Below are 21876 nucleotides of genomic sequence, written 5' to 3'. Positions count from 1 at the left end.
GGCAAGGAAAAGGCACCGAGGAAAACGCCCGGCACTGCCGGGCGTTTTCCTGTCCCCGAGACGGGACCGGAGCCGGCGCCTGCGTCACGAGCCCTGGCTGAGCGCCTCCGCCAGCGCGCGGTCGTGCGGGTTCTGGCCGACGACCAGCTGCATCGACTGGGTCGGCATGGCGATGCCCAGCTCGTCGAACTTCTTCTTCAGCAGGCGGTTGAACTCGCGGCTCACCCCCCACTGGCGGGTCGGACGGGTCTTGAACTGGGCCAGGATGTTGATGCCGGTGTCGGACAGCTTATCGACGCCCAGCACCTCCAGCGGGTTCAGGATGTCGGCGGCGAACTGCGGCTGGGCCTGCACCTCGGCGCCCGTCTCCTTCAGCACGGAGATGATGCGGTCGGGATCCTCGCGGTTGGACACCGTGACGGTGAACAGCGTGACCGAGAAGTCCTTGCTCATGTTCTTCACGGTGGTCACCGCGCTGAAGGGCACCGAGTGGACGGCGCCGGCGCCGTCGCGCAGGCGGATGGAGCGGATCGAGATCGCCTCCACCGTGCCGGAATGGCCGCCACCCACATCGACCACGTCGCCGACCGACACCGTGTCCTCGAACAGGATGAACAGGCCGGTGATGATGTCCTTGACCAGCGTCTGCGATCCGAAACCGATGGCCAGACCGACGACACCGGCGCCGGCCAGCAGCGGCGCGATGTTCACGCCCAATTCCGACAGGGTGATCAGCGACACCATCGTCACCAGCAGGATCAGGAAGGCGTTGCGCAGCAGCGGCAGCAGCGTGCGCATGCGGGCGCTGCGTTCGATCCGGGTACCATTCTTGTCGGTGGCACGCAGCAGATGCTCGATCAGCGCGCTCACCACCTCCCAGGCGACAATGGCGCCGGCCAGCAGCAGGCCGATGGAGATGGCGCTGCCGACGATGCGGCGGCCGGCGGCGGATTCGACCAGCCCCAGCGTGTCCACACCCCAGCCGTTCAGCGCAACGCCCAGCGCCACCAGCCAGATGATGATCTTGCCGATGCGCTGGACGATGGGAAGATAGTGGAAGGCGCGGGTGTGCAGCTGCGGCAGGTTGCCGGCCAGATCGCGGTTCATGGTCAGGCCCCGGCGCAGCGCGCGGTTCAGCCCGCCCACCAGCAACCGGGCCGCCACCACCGCCACCACCGTCACCACGGTGCCGCGGGCCAGGAATTCGAAGCCGCCATAGACGTTCAGCACCCAGACGCCCAGGGTCACCACGACGTAGAGGATGGCCAGGACGTGCCAGATCTCGGCGAAGCGGCGGCGCGCGGTGCGCAGGACCGCCCCCTGCCCTTCCGCCTCGCGCCGGGCGGTGGCCAGCGGGTCGCCGTCGCCCGACAGCGGGTTGCCGCGCATCCAATCGGCGACGGCAACGCGGTTCTGCAGGATCAGCACGATGGTCATGGCGGCAAGCACCACGCCCAGCAGCTTCAGCAGCGCGCCGTAGGCGCCCAGCGGCAGGCCCAGCACATAGGCGCCCTCCGCCAGGAAATAGCCGTAGACCGCCACCGCGATCAGGCGGCGCGACCAGACGTAACAGCGGCGCGCCCCGGCGTCGCTGGTCTGGACCAGACGCAGGTTGGGCGCATCGGGGGCGAAGGTCATCCGCACCAGGATCAGCAGCGCCTGGGTGATGACGGTCGCGTTCACCACCGCCAGCGCCACCAGCCGCACGCGCGGCGCCGGTTCGGTCACCGACAGGATGGTGTAGGCGACGACGATGAAGCCGACGATCGGCGCCAGTTCCAGCACCGCGCGGCCGAGCAGCATCGGGATGCGCAGAAGGGCGGAGCCGACATGGCGGGCGGCCAGCGCCTGGCGCGGCCGGGCGAGCAGCCAGGCGATGCCGCGGGCGGCGAGAGCGCCGATGCCGAGGATCATCGCCAGCTGGACGGCGATCTGCACCCAGCGTTCGCGCGCCATGTCGTCCTGCACTTGCCGCTGCACCCAGGATATGGCACCCGGCAGGTCGGAGAAGACGTTGGCCACCTGCACCAGCTGGCGGCTGACCACGTCCATGCGCGCCGCCAGGAAGGCCAGCGCCCGGGCGCCGATGGTCTGCGGCAGCGCCGACTCGCCCTCCGCCTCCTTGGCCTGGGCCAACCCGCGCTGGGCGGTGATCAGATTGCGCAGCTGGGTGACCAGCTGGGAGCGGGCGTCCTGGTTCTCCAGCGTGCCGACCAGCGCCTCCAGCTGCTGCACGGTGGCCTCGTCCACCACCACTGGGGCCGCGGCCGCAGGAGCGGCGGCGCCGGCGGTGGGTGCCGGAGCAGCCGGTACGGCAGCGGGCGCAGGCGATGCGGCCAGTGCGGCAGGCCCCGCCCCGGCGAGCAGGGCGGCGAGCAGCAGGACGGCAAGGCCGCCGGACAGGAACAAACGCCAAGCGCGTGCGACTGGGTTTGCGGCGGGCGTTGCGGACCGGATCATCGGCAATTCACTCGGGTGGTCTCGGACATGTCGGCGGAAAGCGGGACCGGCGGAAGAGGGCCGGCCGGCACCCTGGCGCGGAACTGTGGCTCCAATATGCCGGGTTTCGGGAAGTTAGTTCTCCCGCTTCCGCTTGCCAACCCGACTGTCTGTTCCTTTTTTAAGCGGGACCCCTGCCGGACGGACCGGACACGCAGAAGAGGACGAGCCATGAGCGATACACCCCCCAAACCGGACGTGACCACCGGATTGGAACAGGGCCAGGAGGTCGAACAGGAGGGTTCCGTCCGCGACAAGCTGGTCGCCGTCAAGGAGCAGTGGGCCCGCGACGGCCGCGCCCTGACCGGCCATGCCGCCGACCTGGCACGCGAGCGGCTGCCGCCCGGCCAGCGGCTGGTGACGGACTGGCCGGTCCTGGACCTCGGCATCACGCCGAAGGTGACCACGGCCAACTGGACGCTGGCGGTCGACGGGCTGGTGGAGAACCCGTTGTCCTGGACGTGGGAGGATTTCCAGGCCCAGCCGCAGGAGAGCTTCGTCTCCGACATCCATTGCGTCACCACCTGGTCGCGCTACGACAACCGGTGGGAGGGCGTCAGCGCCCGCCGCCTGCTGGAACTGGCCCGGCCGAAGCCGGAGGCGCGCTTCGTCGTCTTCCATTCCTTCGACGGCTACACCACCAACGTCGCCCTGTCCGACTTCGACGACGACGGCGTGCTGCTCGCCACGACATGGGAAGGCCAGCCGATCAGCCGCGACCATGGCGGGCCGGTGCGCATCGTGCTGCCCAAGCTGTATTTCTGGAAGAGCGCCAAGTGGGTGAAGCGGATCGAGCTGCTGGCCGGCGACCGCAAGGGCTATTGGGAGGTCCGCGGCTACAACAACCACGCCGACCCGTGGCTGGAGGAGCGCTATTCCGACTGACGCCGTGAAGCGGCTCCTCCCCCAAAAGCCACTTTCACCTTGCCGACGAAACCGTTAAGGTGCGGCGCAAGTGGCCCCGTAGCTCATCAGGATAGAGCGCGAGTTTCCTAAACTTGAGGCAGCAGGTTCGAGTCCTGCCGGGGTCACCACCGCCATTGTCACCACCGCCATTCCGGTTTCAGTGCGCAACGGTCACTGCGCCACGATCAATGAGCGACGATGGCGCAGACCGTCGCCTTCGTCGCCTTCGCCAGATCGGCGGGCGCCAGCACGATCTGCAGGCCGCGCCGGCCGCCGTTCACCACCATTTCCGGCAGCATTTCGGCGCTCGCGTCGATGAAGGTCGGCAGCGCCTTCTTCTGGCCCAGCGGGCTGATGCCGCCGACCAGGAAACCGGTGGTCTTTTCCGCCAGCGCCGGGTCGGCGAGGTCGGCCTTCTTCGCCTTGGCCGCCGCGGCGATGGCCTTCAAATCCAGCTTGGCCGCCACGGGAATGACAGCGCAGGCCAGCGCCTTCGGCTCCAGCTGGACGATCAGGGTCTTGTAGACGATGGCGGGGTCGAGCCCGAGCGATTCGGCGGCGTGCAGCCCGATGGCGTCGGCCGACGGGTCGTACTCGTACTCCATAAGCCGGAAGGCGACGCCCGCCGCCTTCGCCGCATTGACCGCCGGTGTCACCTTCGCCGCCATGCTCCACACCGCTTACTAAGATTGCGGCGGGAGCTTGGCAGGCGGCGCAAGGGGTGTAAAGACCTCCGGACCTTATTCCATCCCGCGCGAGGTCGGGTTGCCGATCATCGTCAGGAATTCGCGGCGGGTAGACGGGTCGGTGCGGAAGGCGCCCAGCATGCGGCTGGTCACCATGGTCACGCCGGTCTTGTGCACGCCGCGGGTCGTCATGCACTGGTGCTGCGCCTCGACCACCACGGCCACGCCCTCGGGCTGCAGGACCTCGTCGATGGTGTTGGCGATCTGGGAGGTCATCTTCTCCTGGATCTGCAGGCGCTTGCCATAGGCCTCGACCAGGCGCGCCAGCTTGGAGATGCCGACGACGCGGCGGCGCGGCAGATAGGCGACATGGGCCTTGCCGATGATCGGCACCATGTGGTGCTCGCAATAGGATTCCACGCGGATGTCGCGCAGAATGACCATCTCGTCGTAGCCGTCGGTCTCCTCGAAGGTGCGCGACAGGATCTCAACCGGATCGATGCCGTATCCGGCGAAGAATTCCTCGTAGGAGCGGACGACGCGGTCCGGCGTGCCGACCAGACCCTCGCGCGCCGGGTCGTCGCCGGCCCAGCGGATCAGGGTGCGCACCGCCTCCTCCGCCTCGGCGCGGGACGGACGGGCGTCGGGCCGGGACAGGCCGGGGCCGCGAAGCACGTTGTCGATCGCCGGGGGTTTGGCGTGCGGGGTCTTGGTAGCCGTCACGGGAATATCCTTTCCATAACTGGGAAACGCCCTGCGCGAAGACGATGGCAGCGATCCGATGGCCGCAATCCGATGGCGGTCGCGCAACACGCCCATCGTGTCTGGCGTCACTTCCGTCGTCAGTACGGAGCCGAAGCCTCGGCGGATCAACCGAACGGCTCACAAGACGAAAAGGAATCATCTTATGAACGGAGCGGCGGCGCCCGCCTTCCCATTTCCGCCCAGTTTCCGTCTCCGGGCGCCATTCGGAAGTCCCTAGATTAGGTCCCGCCCCATGGCCTTCAAGCTGCGGACAAAGTACGGACAGTCATGCGGCTTGTCAAAGCCGCGTGTTAATTCCATCCAATATCCACACACATTCTATTGTATTATTGGTCTACGTCCGGAAACGCCCGGCACCCGGACCGTCCGATCAGTTCAGCTGCATCGGCTGGTGCGGGCTGTCGAGCGAGAAGGCCGGGATGGTCACATCGAAGGCGCGGCCGTCGGCCGCTTCCATGCCATAGGTGCCGGCCATGATGCCGGACGGCGTGCCCAGCGGCGTGCCGCTGGTGTATTCGAAATGCTCGCCCGGCTCCAGGACCGGCTGTTCGCCCACCACGCCGGGACCCCGCACCTCCTGCACGCGGCCCATGGCGTCGGTGATGCGCCAGTGGCGGGTGCGCAGCTGCACCGTCTCGCTGCCCTCATTCTCGATGCGGACGTGATAGGCCCAGACGAAGCGGCCCTCGGCCGGCGCCGACTGGTCTTCCAGGAACACGGGCTGGACGGTGACGCGGATGTCGTTGGTGACGGCGGTATACATGTCTGGCGATCCTGGCGGACTATCCGATGGACGGCCCGATCCGATGTGCGGCGCCGGCCGGAAATGGGCCGGCGGCCGGGGAGTCCGGGTGGCCGGGCGGTGGTTCGGCGCAGAATAAAGTCGGCCTTCCCCACTGTCCAGAACCCGGCCGGACAAAGCTGCGACATCCACGCACGGTGATGGATACAGTCATGCATCATCGCCGGGTCTCCACGGTCTTGCGACGGGGGGCGACGATGATATATGCGCAAGTCCCAGCAACGGCCGAAGAGCCTTGTCCATGTCTCGTTCGCACGCCCTTCGCATCCGACGACGGAGCCTCGCACCGCGCATCGCGGTTGCGGCCGTCCTTGGGTCGCGTGCGGACGCCAAAGGCACAACGGGGACCTGACACCCCCGGCCTTCCGGCGGCGGCGCGATCCGCCCTTCAGAAGCCTTCTGAGAAGACCTTCTTCCCGCCGGGAGCCCCACGCATGATCATCACCGTCGAAGAGCCGAAGCACGCCGCCGCCATCGAAGCCCTGCTGGACGCCTCCTTCGGTCCGGACCGCTTCACCAAGACCGCCTACCGGCTGCGCGACGGCGTCGACCCGATCCCCGCCCTGAACCTCGTCGCCATCGAGCATGACGAGCATGGGCGCGAGGTGGTGGTGGGCACCATCCGCTACTGGCCGATCCTGGTCGGCGGCACCGTCCAGTCCATCCTGCTCGGCCCGATCGCGGTCGCCGCCCATCTGCAGGGCAGCGGGCTGGGCAGCAAGCTGATCCGGATGAGCCTGAACAAGGCGGTGGCACTGGGCCACAAGTCGGTCATCCTGGTCGGCGACGCCCCCTATTACGAGCGGTTCGGCTTCTCCCGCGCGCTGACGCTGGGCATGGAGATGCCGGGTCCGGTCGATATGAACCGGCTGCTGGGCCTGGAGCTGGTCGAAGGCGCGCTGTCGGGCGCCGCCGGCATGATCGGCAAGCCGGAACAGACGGACGCGCAGGACGCCGCTGTCGGCGCCACGCCGGTGCTAGCGGGAGACACCCCCGTCCCTTTCAGCGCCCTGTTCAGCCGGACGGCGGCGGAGCGACTTTGGACTGACCGGGTGCGGCGGACCGACTGGTTCTGGCGCGGCGGGCTGCAGGCCGGGGCGGCGTGACGATCTCGAATTGTGGAAACACCCTGTTTGCAAATAGGGGTGGGGCGAAGCGGGATTGACTCGATTCGCCCCACACGCGATACCATCTTTTCAGGAGCGACGCCGGACGGACGGCGTGCCGCGCGCCACGCAGCATCGTGAGCGCGCTATTCGTTTTTGTTCCAAGCGGAAGGGTGCGGGTTGACCAAGAAGCTGTTCATCAAGACCTGGGGCTGCCAGATGAACGTGTACGACTCCGCCCGGATGGCGGACGTCCTGGCACCGCTGGGCTACCAACCGGTCGATGAGCCGGACGGCGCCGACATGGTGATCCTGAACACCTGCCACATCCGCGAGAAGGCGGCCGAGAAGGTCTTTTCCGAACTGGGACGCCTGCGCCAGCTGAAGGACCGCAAGGCGGAGGCCGAGGACGGCCGGATGATCCTGGCGGTCGCCGGCTGCGTCGCCCAGGCCGAGGGCGAGGAGATCGTCGCCCGCGCCCCCTTCGTCGACATGGTATTCGGCCCACAGACCTACCACACCCTGCCGGAGATGGTGGCGAAGGCCAGCCGCGCCGCCGGCAGCGTGCTGAACACCGATTTCCCGGCCGAATCCAAGTTCGACTTCCTTCCGGAGGAAGCCGGCAGCCAAGGCGTGTCCGCCTTCCTGGCGGTGCAGGAGGGCTGCGACAAGTTCTGCACCTTCTGCGTCGTGCCCTACACCCGCGGCGCCGAGTTCTCCCGCCCCGCCGCCCAGATCCTTGCGGAAGCGAAGCGGCTGGTCGCCGGCGGCACGCGCGAGATCAACCTGCTGGGCCAGAACGTCAACGCTTGGCACGGCGACGGGCCGGACGGCACGACCTGGGGCCTTGGCCGGCTGATCCGCGAACTGGCGGAGATCGACGGGCTGGAGCGCATCCGCTACACCACCTCGCATCCGCGCGACATGGCCGACGACCTGATCCGCGCCCATGCCGAGGTGCCGCAGCTGATGCCCTACCTGCATCTGCCGGTGCAGGCCGGGTCCGACCGCATCCTGGCAGCGATGAACCGCAAGCACAGCGCTGACGACTACCGCCGTCTGGTCGACCGGCTGCGCACGGCCAAGCCGGATCTGGCGATGTCCGGCGACTTCATCGTCGGCTTCCCCGGCGAGAGCGACGCCGATTTCGCCGCGACGCTGAAGCTGGTCACCGACATCGGCTATGCCCAAGCCTATTCCTTCAAATACAGCCCGCGTCCCGGCACCCCGGCCTCGGTTGATGGCGCCCAGGTGCCGGAAGAGGTGAAGGAGTCCCGGCTGGCGGCGCTGCACCAGCTGCTGAACGCCCAGCAGGTCGCCTTCAACCACAGCTTCGTCGGGCGCAGCGTGCCGGTCCTGTTCGACCGCGTCGGCCGCCGCGACGGCCAGCTGCTGGGCCGCAGCCCGTGGATGCAGTCGGTCCATGCCGAGGCGAACGAGCGGCTGCTCGGCCGCATCGTCGAGGTGCGGGTGGATGCCGCCCTGGCCAACAGCCTTGCCGGCACCGTCGTGACCGGTGAATACATCACCGCCTCTCCCTTCCAGCCTGCCGTAACCTTGGAGGCAAGCGCTTGAACGGTCTGCCCGAACGGCGTATCGACGTTCAATTCGATGACAACCGGCTTCTGCCGATGCTGTACGGGGAGCATGACCGCCACCTCGCCCGCATCGAATCCCTTCTGGGCGTGTCGCTGATCTCCCGCGGCAACACCCTGACCATCTCCGGCCCGCCCGATGCCGCCGAGACGGCCCAGGCGGCGCTGAACGGCCTGTACCAGCGGCTGACCCGCGGCCAGACCATCGACAGCGGCGAGGTCGACGGCGCCGTCCGCATGGCGACCGCCGATCCGGGCTTCGTCGGCGTGACCGGCAGCGAAGAGCCGCGTGCACCCGGCCAGCAGGCGACCATCACCCGGGCCGAGATCGCGCTGCGCACCCGCCGGCGCGGTCCCATCACCCCGCGGTCGCCCACCCAGGCCGCCTATCTGCAGGCGTTGGCGGAAAGCGAACTGGTCTTCGGGCTCGGCCCGGCCGGCACCGGCAAGACCTATCTGGCGGTGGCGCAGGCGGTGGCGCTGCTGACGACCGGTCAGGTCGACCGCATCGTCCTGTCGCGGCCGGCGGTCGAGGCCGGCGAGCGGCTGGGCTTCCTGCCCGGCGACCTGAAGGAAAAGGTCGATCCTTACCTGCGCCCGCTCTACGACGCGCTGCACGACATGCTGCCGGCGGAACAGGTGAAGAAGCGGCTGGAATCCGGCGAGATCGAGATCGCGCCGCTGGCCTTCATGCGCGGCCGGACGCTGGGCAACGCCTTCGTCATCCTGGACGAGGCGCAGAACACCACGCCGATGCAGATGAAGATGTTCCTGACCCGCCTGGGCGAGGGCGGGCGCATGGTCGTCACCGGCGACATCTCGCAGATCGACCTGCCGTCGGGCACCCGGTCGGGCCTGCGCGACGCGCTGGACATCCTGCGCGGGGTGGAGGGCGTGCGTTTCGTCCGCTTCACCGACGCCGACGTCGTCCGCCATCCGATGGTGGCTCGCATCATCCGCGCCTACGACCAGGCCGATGTCCGCGAAGCGGCGCGCAAGCAAGCTCGCCGTACCGGTTCCACACCCGAAACGACCGACCGCGAGGCCGGTATCGTTGGGGAGGAGGAATGACCAGCGCCGTCGACATCACTGTTTCACGTGAAGCCGGCGACTGGGCCGAGGACGCCGAGTGGCTGGCGGAGCGCGCGGCGCTCGCCGCCCTGGCTGCAGCCTATGACGACGAGGAAGGCCCGGCCGAACTGTCGGTCGTCCTGGCCGACGACGCGCTGGTCCACAGGCTGAACCGCGAGTATCGCGGCAAGGATAAGCCGACGAACGTGCTGTCCTTCGCCCTGACCGAAGCGGAGGAGCCGGAGCCGGAAGACGGCGTGCCCGTCATGCTGGGCGACGTCATCCTGGCTTATGAAACAGTGGCCCGCGAAGCTGCCGAACAGCGGAAAAACTTCAAAGACCACATGACTCACCTTGTGATGCATGGTGTTCTGCATCTGCTGGGCTATGATCACGAGACGGACGACGAGGCCGAGGAGATGGAGGCGCTGGAAACCCGGTTGCTCGCCAGCCTCGGAATCGACGATCCTTATGCCGCCAACCACCAACCGCCGGACCGATGAGCGAAATATCCGACAGTCGCACGCCCCGTGATGACCACGGGGCCGAAGACCATTCCCTGGGCCACCTGTTCAAGGGGTGGCTCCGCACCGTCTGGGGCGGCCGCGGGGACACATCCCTGCGCGGCACGATCGAGGAACTGATCGCAGGCCTGGACGATGCCGCCGGCGAGGACGGCGAGGATCGCTGGGTTCCGGCGAGCGGGCGCTGCTGACCAACATCCTGAAGCTGCGCGACCGCACCGTCGCCGACGTGATGGTGCCGCGCGCCGACATCGTCGCCGTCGAGATCGAGACCCCCTTCCCCACCCTGGTCCAGCGCGTCGCCGAGGAAGGCCATTCCCGCCTGCCGGTGTTCCGCGAGACGCTGGACGACGTGGTCGGCATCATCCACATCAAGGATGTGCTGACGCTGCTGGCCAAGCAGGCGATCTCGCCGGAGGGCCTGAGCGAGAAGCCGGACCTGACCGGCATCATCCGCGAGGCGAAGATCATCGCCCCTTCCATGCATGTGCTCGACCTGCTGGTGCAGATGCGCCAGACCCGCCAGCACATGGCGCTGGTGGTGGACGAGTTCGGCGGCATCGACGGCCTCGTCACCATCGAGGATCTGGTGGAGGAGATCGTCGGCGAGATCGAGGACGAGCATGACGAGGCCACGGCCCCGCGGCTGGTCGAGCGTCCCGACGGCAGCCTGATCGCCGACGCCCGCCTGCCCATTGAGGATTTCGAGCATCGCGTCGGCCCGGTCCTGACCGGGGAGGAGCGCGAGGACATCGACACGCTGGGCGGCCTCGTCGTCTCCATCGCCGGCCGCGTGCCCGGCCTGGGCGAGCGGCTGGTCCATCCCTCGGGCCTGGAGTTCGAGATCGTCGACGCCGATTCCCGCCGCCTGAAGCGCCTGCGCGTCCACAATGTCCCGGCCGACAGCGTGAAGCTGGCGGAGACGGCGTAACGTCTCCGGCGCTTGCCCTTACCCCGACCCTCCACCGCTGACAAGCGGGGAGGGGGCACCCCGCGACGACATCCCCACTTCCACAACCCAGCCACGCCCGCAAGGACCTTGGCGCCCCTGCCCGGCCGCATTACCTATGGCGCCGCCCGCCCTTGCCGCTGCCGGAGTCTCCGCCTTGACCGCCACCGACACCCTGCCCGTCCCGGCCCGGCTGGGCCGCGTCTCCGCGCGGCTGTCCGCGCTGACAGGCTGGCGCCGGCTGGCCGCCGCGATGGCGCTGGGCGGGCTCGCCACGCTGGCGCTGCCGCCGGCCGGGCTGCTGCCGGTGCTGCTGGTGGCGTTTCCCGGACTGATCTGGCTGCTGGACGGGGTCGAGACGAAAAAGGGTGCCTTCGCGGCCGGCTGGTTCTTCGGCTTCGGCCATCACCTGCTGGGGCTCTACTGGATCAGCGCCGCGCTGTTCACCGACATCGAGCGGTTCTGGTGGGCCCTGCCGCTGTCGGCGGTCGGGCTGCCGATCCTGCTGGCGATGTTCAGCGGCGGCGCCACGCTGACGGTCCACCTGCTGCGCCGCCGCGGCTTCGGCGCCGGGCTGGGGCGGCCCCTGCTGTTCGCCGCCAGCTGGTGCCTGTGGGAATGGCTGCGCGGCCATGTCTTCACCGGCTTCCCGTGGAACCTGATCGGCTATGGCTGGGTCGGGGTGCTGCCGGTTCTGCAGAGCGTGTCGCTGTTCGGCATCTATGGGCTGACGCTGGTGACGGTCCTGGCGGTCTCGCTGCCCGCCGCCCTGCCCGACCGCGACACCACGCCGCGCCGCGCCTGGGCCGGCTTCGCCGCCGGGCTGGCGCTGCTGGCCGTGCTCGGCGGCTGGGGAGCCTGGAGGCTGGCGGGCGCGGTGGACGAGCCGGTGCCGGGCGTGAGGCTGCGGCTGGTCCAGGCGGCGATCGACCAGCGGTTGAAATGGGCGCCCGGTGAACGGGTGCAGAATTTCCAGAGCCACCTCGCCCTGTCGGCCGCTCCGCCCGCCGACCCCGGCGCCCCGCCGCCCAACGTCGTCATCTGGCCGGAGACCGCCGTCCCCTTCTTCATCGAGGACGACGCGCGCGTGCGGCAGGCGATGGCATCGGTCACCCCGCCCGGCGGGCTGCTGATCACCGGCGCGCCGCGCACCACCGTCGGCGAGGACGGCGAGCGGCGCTACTACAACGGCATGGTGGCGGTGGACGGCAGCGGGGCCGCGGTCGCCAGCTACGACAAGTTCCACCTCGTGCCATTCGGCGAGTACATGCCGCTGCGGCAGTGGCTGCCGGTGGGCGCCATCGCCGGGAACGGGGCGGAGTTCAGCGCCGGGCCGGGGCCGCGCACCCTCCATCTCGGCGGCAATGCGGCCGGCCTGCCGCCCTTCAGCCCGCTGATCTGCTACGAGAGCATCTTCCCCGCCGCGGTGGTCGACACCGCCGACCGGCCGCAATGGCTGCTGAACCTGACCAACGACGCCTGGTACGGCCGCACCGCCGGCCCCCACCAGCATTTCGCGATCAACCAGGTCCGCGCGGTCGAGGAAGGGCTGCCGCTGGTCCGGGTGGCGAATACGGGAATATCCGGGCTGGTGGACGCCTACGGACGTGTGCGACACTTGCTCGGACTGGGTGAACGAGGCTTCATCGATACCACATTGCCGAAAGCGCCGGACGGCGTCACAGCCTATGCCCGCATGGGCGACTGGATTTTCGGCATAGGGCTTCTGGGCTGTTTTCTGGCGGCCCTGGCCTCGCGATATCACCGGTGACGCAGCATTACGGGCAATCCGCCCGCCACGGGCAGGACAATTTCGTGTAACCGGCTTGACCGGAGCGGGCTTGACTGCATACGTGGATATGTCGTAACTAGGTTGCACAACCGTTACAGGGATAAACGAGATGCAGACTGAAACTGGGGCGCCGCGCGGGCGCCGTGCGGGTGCGGGCCGTCCGAAGACCGGAAAGCCGAATCCCATCGACGTCCATGTCGGATCCCGCGTCCGTCTCCGCCGCACGCTTCTCGGCATGAGCCAGGAGAAGCTGGGCGAGGCCATCGGCCTGACCTTCCAGCAGGTGCAGAAGTACGAGCGCGGCGCCAACCGCATCGGCGCGTCGCGTCTGTTCGATCTCAGCCGCGTTCTCGACGTGCCGGTCTCCTTCTTCTTCGACGACATGCCGGCCGATGCCGCTGCCGCCCGTGTCGAGGACGACGATGAGTCGGGCGTGTCGGACGAGCGCTCCGCCGGCGCCTACGAGCCCGATCCGATGGCCAAGCGCGAGACGCTGGAACTGGTCCGCGCCTATTACAAGATCAGCGACCCGTCGGTGCGCAAGCGCCTGTTCGAACTGACGAAAGCGGTCGCCAGCGCCGCCGTCGCCGAAGCTGCCGAGTAACCGCCGCCGCACACGCGCGGCGAGCGATACCCACCGAAAGGGGAAGGCGCGGCGCGACCGCGCTCCCCCTTCGTGTGGCGTGTGCGTTGATTGGTCCGATGCCTTACCGCCGGTAGTCTTCTTGACCGCGGGGGAATTCCTTGTCAAAACCGGTTTTGGACCGGTGTCTGCGGCCGCTGTACCGGTCTGCCGTTTCGGCTCATGAAATAGCGTGCCGCCGAATGCCGAGGTTTCCCGTGGCAAAGCTCAACTACGTCTTCACCAGCGAGTCCGTGTCGGAAGGTCATCCCGACAAGGTCTGCGACCGCATTTCCGACGCCATCGTCGATCTCTATCTTTCGCACGACCCGCAGGCCCGCGTGGCCGTCGAGACGCTCGCGACCACCAACCAGGTCGTGCTCGCCGGCGAAGTCCGCGGCCCCGACAGCATCAAGGCCGACCAGCTGGTCGAGGTCGCCCGCGCCGCGGTGAAGGACATCGGTTACGAGCAGGACGGCTTCCATTGGGAGAAGATGGACGTCAAGTGCTTCGTCCATTCCCAGTCCGCCGACATCGCCGTCGGCGTCGACGCCGCGGGCAACAAGGACGAGGGTGCCGGCGACCAGGGCATCATGTTCGGCTATGCCTGCCGCGAGACCCCGGCGCTGATGCCGGCCCCGATCTATTACAGCCACGCCATCCTGAAGTCGCTGGCCGAGGCGCGCCATTCCGGCGCCGCCCCGCAGCTGGGCCCGGACGCCAAGAGCCAGGTCACCCTGCAGTACATCGACGGCCGCCCGACCCGCGCCACCGCCATCGTGCTGTCGACCCAGCATGCCGAGGGGCTGGACCAGGACGCCGTGCGCGAGATCGTCCTGCCGCACATCGTCAACTGCCTGCCGGAAGGCTGGATGTGCGAGGCGAAGAACCTGTACGTCAACCCGACCGGCCGTTTCGTCATCGGCGGCCCGGACGGTGACGCCGGCCTGACCGGCCGCAAGATCATCGTCGACACCTACGGCGGTGCCGCCCCGCACGGCGGCGGCGCCTTCTCCGGCAAGGACCCGACGAAGGTCGACCGTTCGGCCGCCTATGCCGCCCGCTACCTCGCCAAGAACGTCGTCGCGGCGGAACTGGCGGAGAAGTGCACGATCCAGGTCTCCTACGCCATCGGCGTGTCGAAGCCGCTGTCGGTCTATGTCGACACCCACGGCACCGGCAACGTCGACGAGGACCGCCTGTCCGACGTTCTGCAGCAGCTGGTCGACCTGTCCCCGCGCGGCATCCGCACGCATCTGGGCCTGAACAAGCCGATCTACGCCCGCACTGCCGCCTACGGCCATTTCGGCCGCGAGCCGGAGGTGGACGGCGGCTTCTCGTGGGAGAAGACCGATCTGGTCGGCGACCTGCGGAACGCCTTCCTCTAAGGCGCGTCCGCGTCATAGTATCCGCAGCCGATGCGGACAGGACGGCAGGGGCTGGCAACGGCCCCTGCTTTCTTTTGCGCTTTCCCCCATTCCATTCAGCGTTCCGACATGACCGACGACAGCATCTCCGGCCCGCTCTCCGAAAGCTCCAACCGCCTGTTCGGGCGCCGCAAGGGCCGGCCGCTGCGCAAGCGCCGGACGGAGCTGATCGACGTCCTGTTGCCGCAGCTGCAGATCGCGCTGCCCAAGCCCGGCGACAGGCTGGACCCGGCCGCCCTGTTCGACGGCCCGAAGCGCGATGTCTGGCTGGAGATCGGCTTCGGCATGGGCCACCACCTCGCCTGGCAGGCCGGGCACCATCCGGATGTCGGCATCATCGGCGCCGAACCCTTCCTCAACGGCATCGCCGGCCTGCTGGGCATGGTCGACGACGACGGGTTGCGCAATGTCCGCATCCAGCCCGACGACGCCCGGCCGCTGCTGGACGCCCTGCCCGACGCCTCCATCGGCCGCGCCTTTGTGCTGTTCGCCGATCCCTGGCCGAAGAAGCGCCACGCCGACCGCCGCTTCATCGGGCCGGAAAACCTGCCGCGGCTGGCCCGCGTGCTGAAGGACGGGGCGGAGCTGCGGCTGGCCAGCGACGACATGGGGCTGGTGCGCTGGATGCTTGAACATACGGTGAAGCATCCCGATTTCGAATGGACGGCCCGCCGTCCCTCCGACTGGCGCGTCCGCCCCGACGACTGGCCAGCCACCCGCTATGAGGAGAAGGCCATCGCCGCCGGGCGGAAGCCGGTCTTCATGCGCTTCGTCCGCCGCCCGCGGCGCTGACGCATACCCGTTCCGCTTGAGATTCCGGCCCGCCACGACGATCGGGCCGGAAAAGGCTTGCGGCATCGGGCGGAATGACTATATTCACCCTCTGAGAACCCATACGGATCGGCGGCCCGGGCAACCGGGCCGGCGAGACGCTTTGCGGGTGGGCTTTTGCCCACTTATTTTTTTATCAGCGTGTGGAAACGCGCGCTTTTTGAACCTTCTGTTGTGGAAACCTCGTCCGGTTCGATCCCGGCCGCAGGCTTTGGGTCAGGTGGAATGGACGCTACAGGTCGCATCGAACAGATCATCACGCCGTCGGTCGAAGCCATGGGCTATGAGGTCGTGCGCGTTCAGATCTCAGGCGGCCAGCGGGCGGTTCTCCAGATCATGGCGGAGCGCGCCGACGGCGCGCCCATGACCGTCGAGGACTGCGCCGACATCAGCCGTTCCGTTTCGGCCCTGCTGGACGTGGAAGACCCGATCCGCGAAGCCTATACTCTGGAGGTCAGCTCGCCCGGTATCGACCGGCCGCTGACCCGCCTCAAGGATTTCGAGCGCTTCGCCGGCTTCGAAGCCCGGCTGGAGAGCCGCATGGCCATCGACGGCCGCAAGCGTTTCAAGGGCATGCTGAAGGGCGTCGAGGACGGCCTCGTGTGCATCGACACCGAACAGGGACCGGCCCGGCTGGAGTTCGACAACATCCTGCGCGCCAAGCTGGTGCTGACGGACGAGTTGATCCGCGCCAGCCAGGAGCAGCAGGAGGGCCCGCACAACTGACGGCCCGGGTCCGCAAGGACACGCCGACAGGATGCCCGCCTCCGAAAGCCGAACCGACATCCCGCCGACCCGACCGGACATCACGCAAGACCGGCACCACACAAGACCGACCCAGGAAGTGTAACGGATGGAACTGCTGCAAGTCGCTGACGCGGTCGCCCGCGAAAAGAACATCGACCGGGACGAAGTCCTGGAGGCGATGGAGCAGGCGATTCAGAAGGCCGGCCGCTCCAAGTACGGGCACGAGCACGACATCCGCGCGCGCATCGACCGCAAGACCGGCGACATCCATCTGACCCGCCACCTGGAGGTGGTCGAGACGGTGGAGAACGAGGCGACGCAGGTCACCCTGCCCTACGCCCAGCGCCGCAAGCCCGGCGCCAAGATCGGCGATTTCCTGGTCGACCCGCTGCCGCCGATCGACTTCGGCCGCATCGCCGCCCAGACCGCCAAGCAGGTGATCGTGCAGAAGGTGCGCGACGCCGAGCGCAAGCGCCAGTTCAACGAGTACAAGGACCGCAACGGCGAGATCGTCAACGGTCTGGTCAAGCGCGTCGAGTACGGCAACGTCACCGTCGACCTGGGCCGCGCCGAAGCGATCCTGCGCCGCGACGAACTGCTGCCGCGCGAGCATTTCAAGAACGGCGACCGCGTGCGTGCCTACATCTACGACGTCCGCGAGGAACCGCGCGGGCCGCAGATCTTCCTGTCGCGCACGCATCCCATGTTCATGGCGAAGCTGTTCGCCCAGGAAGTGCCGGAAATCTACGACGGCATCATCGAGATCCGGGCGGTGGCCCGTGATCCGGGCAGCCGCGCCAAAATCGCCGTGCACAGCAACGACAGCTCCATCGACCCGGTCGGCGCCTGCGTCGGCATGCGCGGCAGCCGCGTCCAGGCGGTCGTTGGCGAGCTGCAGGGCGAGAAGATCGACATCATCCCGTGGTCGGGCGAGGCGGCGACCTTCGTCGTCAACGCGCTCGCCCCGGCCGAGGTCGCCAAGGTCGTGCTCGACGACGAGAACCGCCGCATCGAGGTGGTGGTGCCCGACGACCAGCTGTCGCTGGCCATCGGCCGCCGCGGCCAGAACGTGCGCCTCGCCTCGATGCTGACCGGCTGGGACATCGACATCCTCACCGAGCAGGAGGAGTCGGAGCGCCGGTCGGAGGAGATCCACAGCCGCTCCGCCCTGTTCATGCAGGCGCTGGACGTCGACGACGTGATCGCCCACCTGCTGGTCGCCGAAGGCTTCACCTCGGTGGAGGAGATCGCCTTCGTCGAGACCGAAGAGCTGGCCGAGATCGAAGGCTTCGACGAGTCGGTCGCCGACGAGCTGAAGCAGCGCGCGCTTGCCTTCCTGGAAGTGCAGGACGAGCAGGCGAACGAGCGCCGCCTGGAGCTGGGCGTCGAGGATATCGTCGCCGAACTGACCGGCTTCACCGCCACCCAGCTGGTGAAGCTGGGCGAGAACGGCGTGAAGACGCTGGACGACCTGGCCGATCTGGCCGGCGACGAGCTGGTCGAGATCCTGAGCAAGGACGGCGCCAAGGACGCTCCTTCGGAAGAGGAAGCGAACGCGATCATCATGGCCGCGCGCGCCCACTGGTTCGAAGGTGAGGAACAGGACGGCGCCGCCGCGGCCCCTGCGGCGGATGGCAGCGCCGGTGGTCAGGGCGCGCAGGCCTGACCGGCAGCAATGCCGGTTGGAACTGCGCCCGACAGGAACGATTATTCGGGACCGCGCGAGCGGATGACGATCGGATGACCGAACGGAACGTCGAACGGACACCGACCGCCGCCGCGGATGCGGTGCCGGATCAGGAATTGGCACAGGACGACGGTGCCGGGACGGACCGCCTGCCGGCCGACGACGAGAAAGGGCCTCTGCGCCGCTGCATCGCGTCGGGTACGGTGGGGCCAAAGGAGAGCATGATCCGCTTCGTGATCGGCCCCGACGGCGAGGTGGTTCCCGACCTGGAGGAACGTCTGCCCGGCCGCGGCCTTTGGGTCACGGCCGACCGGGATGCCCTGGCGAAGGCCATGGGCAAATCCGTTTTCGCCAAGGCGGCCCGTCGTGCGGTGAAAGTACCGACCGATCTGGCCGAGAGGCTGGAACGGCTGCTGGAACGGCGGTGTCTGCACGCGTTGGGCCTTGCCCGCCGTGCCGGCCACGTCCTGGCGGGATACGAGAAGGTGCGCGAGGCGTTGAGGGCCAACCAGGTCGGCCGTGCGGGTCCCCCGCCGGCCCTGCTGGTGGAGGCCGCGGACGGCTCGCTGGACCAGCGCGGCAAGGTGACGGCGCTCGCGCCATCGCTGCCGGTGATCGACCTGTTCCTGTCCTCGGCCTTGGCCGCGGCGCTGGGACGCGATCACGCGGTGCACGCCGTGGTGGCGCGGGGCAGGCTGGCCGTTGGGCTGGCCCGCGATGCGGCACGCCTGAGGGGGCTGAAAGGTCCCCAGGGGCACCTGGACCCGAAAGGTCCCGAAGGGGACCGGAGCGCGCACCAGGATTCTGATAAGGGCTGGGAGTCGGCGATAAGGCCGGCCGGCCTGCGATGTAACGTCTGACCATTCGGGAACCGATGACCGATAGCAACGACCAGGACCAGAAAAAAGTCTTGCACCTAACCGGCGCCAGCAAAGGAAAGCTGGAGTCGAAGAAGCCGGTCGAGACCCAGGTCCGGCAGAGCTTCTCCCATGGCCGGTCAAAAGCGGTGACCGTCGAGGTCAAGCGCAAGCGTCATGTTGAAAAGGGCGCCGTGCCCGGCGTTGCCGACGGCGGCGCCGCCGCGCGTCAAGCTGCCCAGGGCCTGCCCATCCGCGGCGCACAGGGCCAGCGTCCCCGCGGCGGCGGAGCCCCTGCCGGGCGCCAGCTGACCCGTGAGGAGCTGGAATCGCGCCTGCGTGCGCTTCGCGGCGCCGCGGCGTTCGAAGAGCAGCGCCGGATCGAGGCCGAGGAAGAAGCGGCCCGCGCCGAAGCGCGCGCCGCCGAGGCCGCCGCCCGCGCCGCCGAAGAGGCTGCATCCGCTCCGGCCGACACCGGTGCCGCGGCTCCTGCCTCCGCTCCCGCCGCCGCCGATGCTCCGGCGCAGCCGGAAATGCCGCCGATCATCCTGGACGCCGAGACCTTGCGCCAGCGCGAGCTGGACGAGATGCGCGCTATCCAGGAGGAAGAGCGCAAGATCGCCGAAGAGGCCGAACGCCGCCGCAAGGAGGAAGAGGCCAAGCGCAAGGAAGCCGAGGAGGCCAAGCGCCGCGATGCCGAACCGCCGGCCCGCCGTGATGGTGGCCGCGACGGTGGCCGCGACGGCGCCGGCCGTGACGGCGCCCGTCCCGCCGGTGCCCGTCCGGGTGGCGACCAGCGCCCCGGCGGTGCTTCCGCCCGTCCCGCCGCCGATGCCGCTCCCGGCCGTACCCTGCCGGGCGCCGGTGCCCCGCCGGCCCGTGCCGTCGAGGAAGACGACGACAACCGCCGCAAGGGTGGCCGTGGCGGCGCCCCGGCCAAGGCCGCTCCGGCCCGTCCGGCCGCCAAGGCTCCCGCCGGCGCCGACCGCCGCAAGGGCACCAAGCTGACCGTCTCGCAGGCGCTCAGCGACGATGGTGGCGACCGCACCCGGTCGCTGGCCGCCGTCCGCCGTGCCCGCGAGCGTGAGCGCATGCGGCAGATGAGCCGTCAGGAGACGGCGAAGGTCACCCGCGACGTCGTCCTGCCGGAGGTCATCACCGTCCAGGAGCTGGCCAACCGTATGGCCGAGCGTGGCGCCGACGTCATCAAGGCGCTGATGCGCATGGGCGTGATGGCGACCATCAACCAGACCATCGACGCCGACACCGCCGAGCTGGTCATCACCGAGTTCGGCCACCGCGTCCGCCGCGTGTCGGAGTCCGACGTCGAGATCGGCCTGCGTGCCACCGAGGAAGAGGGCGCCATCCTGGTGCCGCGTCCGCCGGTCGTCACGATCATGGGCCACGTCGACCACGGCAAGACCTCGCTGCTCGACGCGCTGCGCCAGACCGACGTGGTGTCGGGCGAGGCCGGCGGCATCACCCAGCACATCGGCGCCTATCAGGTGCAGCTGGAGTCGGGTGCGCGCATCACCTTCATCGACACGCCGGGCCATGCCGCCTTCACCGAGATGCGTGCCCGCGGCGCCAACGTCACCGACGTGGTCGTGCTGGTGGTCGCCGCCAACGACGGCGTCATGCCGCAGACGATCGAGGCCATCCGCCACGCCAAGGCGGCCAAGGTTCCGATCATCGTCGCCATCAACAAGTGCGACCTGCCCGATGCCAAGCCGGAGCGCGTCCGCCAGGAACTGCTCCAGCACGAGCTGGTGGTCGAGGAGATGGGCGGCGACGTTCTCGACGTCGAGGTGTCGGCCAAGGCCAAGCGCAACCTGAACAAGCTGGAAGAGGCCATTCTTCTCCAGGCCGAAATCCTGGAGCTGCGGGCCAACCCCGAGCGTGCCGCCGAAGGCGTCGTCATCGAGGCGAAGCTGGAGCGTGGCCGCGGTTCGGTCGCCACCGTGCTGGTCCAGCGCGGCACGCTGAAGGTCGGCGACGTGTTCGTGACCGGTGCCGAATGGGGCCGCGTCCGCGCCCTGATCAACGACCGCGGCCAGAACGTCAACGAGGCGGCCCCGGCCGTCCCGGTCGAGGTGCTGGGCCTGAACGGCACGCCGATGGCCGGCGACGACTTCACCGTCGTCGAGTCCGAAGCCCGTGCCCGCGAGATCGCCGAGTTCCGCCAGCGCAAGAAGCGCGAAGCGGTGGTGGCGGCCTCCGCCCGCGGTTCGCTGCAGGACATGTTCAGCCGCATCCAGGCCGGCGAGGCCAAGGAACTGCCGGTCGTCATCAAGGGCGACGTGCAGGGCTCGATCGAAGCCATCGCCAGCTCGCTGGAGAAGCTCACGGCCGAGAACACCGAGGTCAAGGTCCGCGTCCTGCACAACTCGGTCGGTGCGATCAACGAGTCCGACATCACGCTGGCCAATGCGTCCAACGCGATGATCATCGGCTTCAACGTCCGCGCCAACCCGCAGGCCCGCGACCTCGCCAAGCGCGACGGCGTGGAAATCCGCTACTACTCGATCATCTACAACGTGATCGACGACGTTAAGGCGGCGCTGACCGGTCTGCTGTCTCCGACGCTGCGGGAACGCTTCATCGGCTACGCGACCATCCGCGAGGTGTTCAACATCACGAAGGTCGGCAAGGTCGCCGGTTGTATGGTCACGCAGGGCACCGTCAAGCGCGGCGCCGGCGTCCGCCTGCTGCGCGACAACGTCGTCATTCACGAAGGCACGCTCAAGACGCTCAAGCGCTTCAAGGACGAAGTCAAGGAAGTGCGCGAGGGTTACGAGTGCGGCATGGCCTTCGAGAACTACGACAACATCCAGGCCGGCGATCAGATCGAAGCCTTCGAGATCGAGGAAATCGCTCGCGAGCTGTGATCTGTCAATGCACCCGATCCTTTCCGACATGCTGCCGGGATGGATCGGGTGGCCTTCTTGGCTTTGAGGGGCGCGGGATCCATCCTGCGCCCTGTTCCTATATTGGGGCGGGAAGACCGACG

General features: G+C 68.5%; 19 protein-coding genes and 1 tRNA gene. 16 read left to right on the top strand and 4 right to left on the bottom strand.

From position 1 onward, the window contains the following. Positions 1-84: 84 nt before the first annotated feature. Entirely contained in the window at positions 85-2409 is a 2325-nt protein-coding gene (locus tag AB8P05_RS09365; RefSeq protein WP_472757740.1) for a mechanosensitive ion channel domain-containing protein, read from the bottom strand. A gap of 261 nt (positions 2410-2670) precedes the next feature. Here AB8P05_RS09365 and AB8P05_RS09360 point away from each other — a divergent pair, with 261 nt between their 5' ends. Together AB8P05_RS09360 and AB8P05_RS09355 are read left to right on the top strand one after the other, a co-directional pair. Then, positions 2671-3384: a sulfite oxidase-like oxidoreductase gene (locus tag AB8P05_RS09360; RefSeq protein ID WP_472757739.1), complete on the top strand. Its 714-nt coding sequence runs from the start codon at positions 2671-2673 to the stop codon at positions 3382-3384. 72 nt (positions 3385-3456) lie between these two features. Continuing rightward, positions 3457-3533, top strand: a tRNA-Arg gene (locus AB8P05_RS09355). Positions 3534-3590: 57 nt separating this feature from the next. On the opposite strand, the gene ybaK is transcribed toward AB8P05_RS09355, so the two are convergent. The 3 genes from ybaK to apaG form a co-directional block, all read right to left on the bottom strand. Beyond that, complete coding sequence (gene ybaK / locus AB8P05_RS09350; protein WP_472757738.1) at positions 3591-4073, bottom strand: Cys-tRNA(Pro) deacylase; 483 nt, start codon at positions 4071-4073, stop codon at positions 3591-3593. Between the two features lie 72 nt (positions 4074-4145). Beyond that, on the bottom strand, positions 4146-4766 hold the full coding sequence (gene folE / locus AB8P05_RS09345; RefSeq protein WP_455173073.1) for a GTP cyclohydrolase I FolE: 621 nt from the start codon (positions 4764-4766) through the stop codon (positions 4146-4148). 460 nt (positions 4767-5226) lie between these two features. Then, positions 5227-5619 (bottom strand): Co2+/Mg2+ efflux protein ApaG, encoded by a 393-nt coding sequence (gene apaG / locus AB8P05_RS09340; RefSeq protein ID WP_455172950.1) that lies wholly within the window; start codon positions 5617-5619, stop codon positions 5227-5229. A 473-nt stretch (positions 5620-6092) separates the two neighbouring features. Between apaG and AB8P05_RS09335 the strand changes: the two genes are divergently transcribed. The 14 genes from AB8P05_RS09335 to infB all read left to right on the top strand — a co-directional run bounded on the left by AB8P05_RS09335 (position 6093) and on the right by infB (position 21754). Beyond that, a complete protein-coding gene (locus AB8P05_RS09335; RefSeq protein ID WP_472757737.1) occupies positions 6093-6764 on the top strand; it encodes a GNAT family N-acetyltransferase in 672 nt (223 codons plus the stop codon). A 180-nt stretch (positions 6765-6944) separates the two neighbouring features. Then, on the top strand, positions 6945-8339 hold the full coding sequence (gene miaB / locus AB8P05_RS09330; protein ID WP_472757736.1) for a tRNA (N6-isopentenyl adenosine(37)-C2)-methylthiotransferase MiaB: 1395 nt from the start codon (positions 6945-6947) through the stop codon (positions 8337-8339). Between the two features lie 56 nt (positions 8340-8395). Beyond that, a complete protein-coding gene (locus AB8P05_RS09325; protein WP_472759329.1) occupies positions 8396-9430 on the top strand; it encodes a PhoH family protein in 1035 nt (344 codons plus the stop codon). Next, the gene (gene ybeY, locus AB8P05_RS09320; protein ID WP_472757735.1) at positions 9427-9933 is read left to right on the top strand and encodes an rRNA maturation RNase YbeY; all 507 of its coding nucleotides are present in this window, start codon (positions 9427-9429) and stop codon (positions 9931-9933) included. Before AB8P05_RS09325 ends, ybeY begins: the two co-directional genes overlap by 4 nt. Further along, the gene (locus tag AB8P05_RS09315; protein WP_472757734.1) at positions 9930-10145 is read left to right on the top strand and encodes a hypothetical protein; all 216 of its coding nucleotides are present in this window, start codon (positions 9930-9932) and stop codon (positions 10143-10145) included. The genes ybeY and AB8P05_RS09315 overlap by 4 nt, the downstream gene beginning before the upstream one ends. A gap of 41 nt (positions 10146-10186) precedes the next feature. Continuing rightward, positions 10187-10885, top strand: coding sequence for a hemolysin family protein (locus AB8P05_RS09310; protein WP_472759328.1), 699 nt, complete (start codon positions 10187-10189; stop codon positions 10883-10885). Between the two features lie 175 nt (positions 10886-11060). Continuing rightward, positions 11061-12674 (top strand): apolipoprotein N-acyltransferase, encoded by a 1614-nt coding sequence (gene lnt, locus AB8P05_RS09305; RefSeq protein WP_472757733.1) that lies wholly within the window; start codon positions 11061-11063, stop codon positions 12672-12674. Between the two features lie 130 nt (positions 12675-12804). Beyond that, on the top strand, positions 12805-13299 hold the full coding sequence (locus tag AB8P05_RS09300; protein ID WP_455172944.1) for a helix-turn-helix domain-containing protein: 495 nt from the start codon (positions 12805-12807) through the stop codon (positions 13297-13299). A 236-nt stretch (positions 13300-13535) separates the two neighbouring features. Then, positions 13536-14705 (top strand): methionine adenosyltransferase, encoded by a 1170-nt coding sequence (gene metK / locus AB8P05_RS09295; protein ID WP_455172943.1) that lies wholly within the window; start codon positions 13536-13538, stop codon positions 14703-14705. 108 nt (positions 14706-14813) lie between these two features. Continuing rightward, positions 14814-15536: a tRNA (guanine(46)-N(7))-methyltransferase TrmB gene (gene trmB / locus AB8P05_RS09290; RefSeq protein ID WP_472757732.1), complete on the top strand. Its 723-nt coding sequence runs from the start codon at positions 14814-14816 to the stop codon at positions 15534-15536. Positions 15537-15800: 264 nt separating this feature from the next. Then, positions 15801-16301, top strand: coding sequence for a ribosome maturation factor RimP (gene rimP / locus AB8P05_RS09285; protein ID WP_455172941.1), 501 nt, complete (start codon positions 15801-15803; stop codon positions 16299-16301). Positions 16302-16428: 127 nt separating this feature from the next. After that, positions 16429-17988, top strand: coding sequence for a transcription termination factor NusA (nusA, locus tag AB8P05_RS09280; protein WP_455172940.1), 1560 nt, complete (start codon positions 16429-16431; stop codon positions 17986-17988). 74 nt (positions 17989-18062) lie between these two features. Next, on the top strand, positions 18063-18869 hold the full coding sequence (locus AB8P05_RS09275; RefSeq protein WP_472757731.1) for an RNA-binding protein: 807 nt from the start codon (positions 18063-18065) through the stop codon (positions 18867-18869). 14 nt (positions 18870-18883) lie between these two features. Then, entirely contained in the window at positions 18884-21754 is a 2871-nt protein-coding gene (gene infB, locus AB8P05_RS09270) for a translation initiation factor IF-2 (protein WP_472757730.1), read from the top strand. Positions 21755-21876 lie beyond the last annotated feature (122 nt).

The organism is Azospirillum sp. VT-I1 (assembly GCF_055698305.1).
The sequence above is the reverse complement of the archived record's forward strand: the minus strand, read 5'-3'. Positions and strand labels throughout refer to the sequence as shown.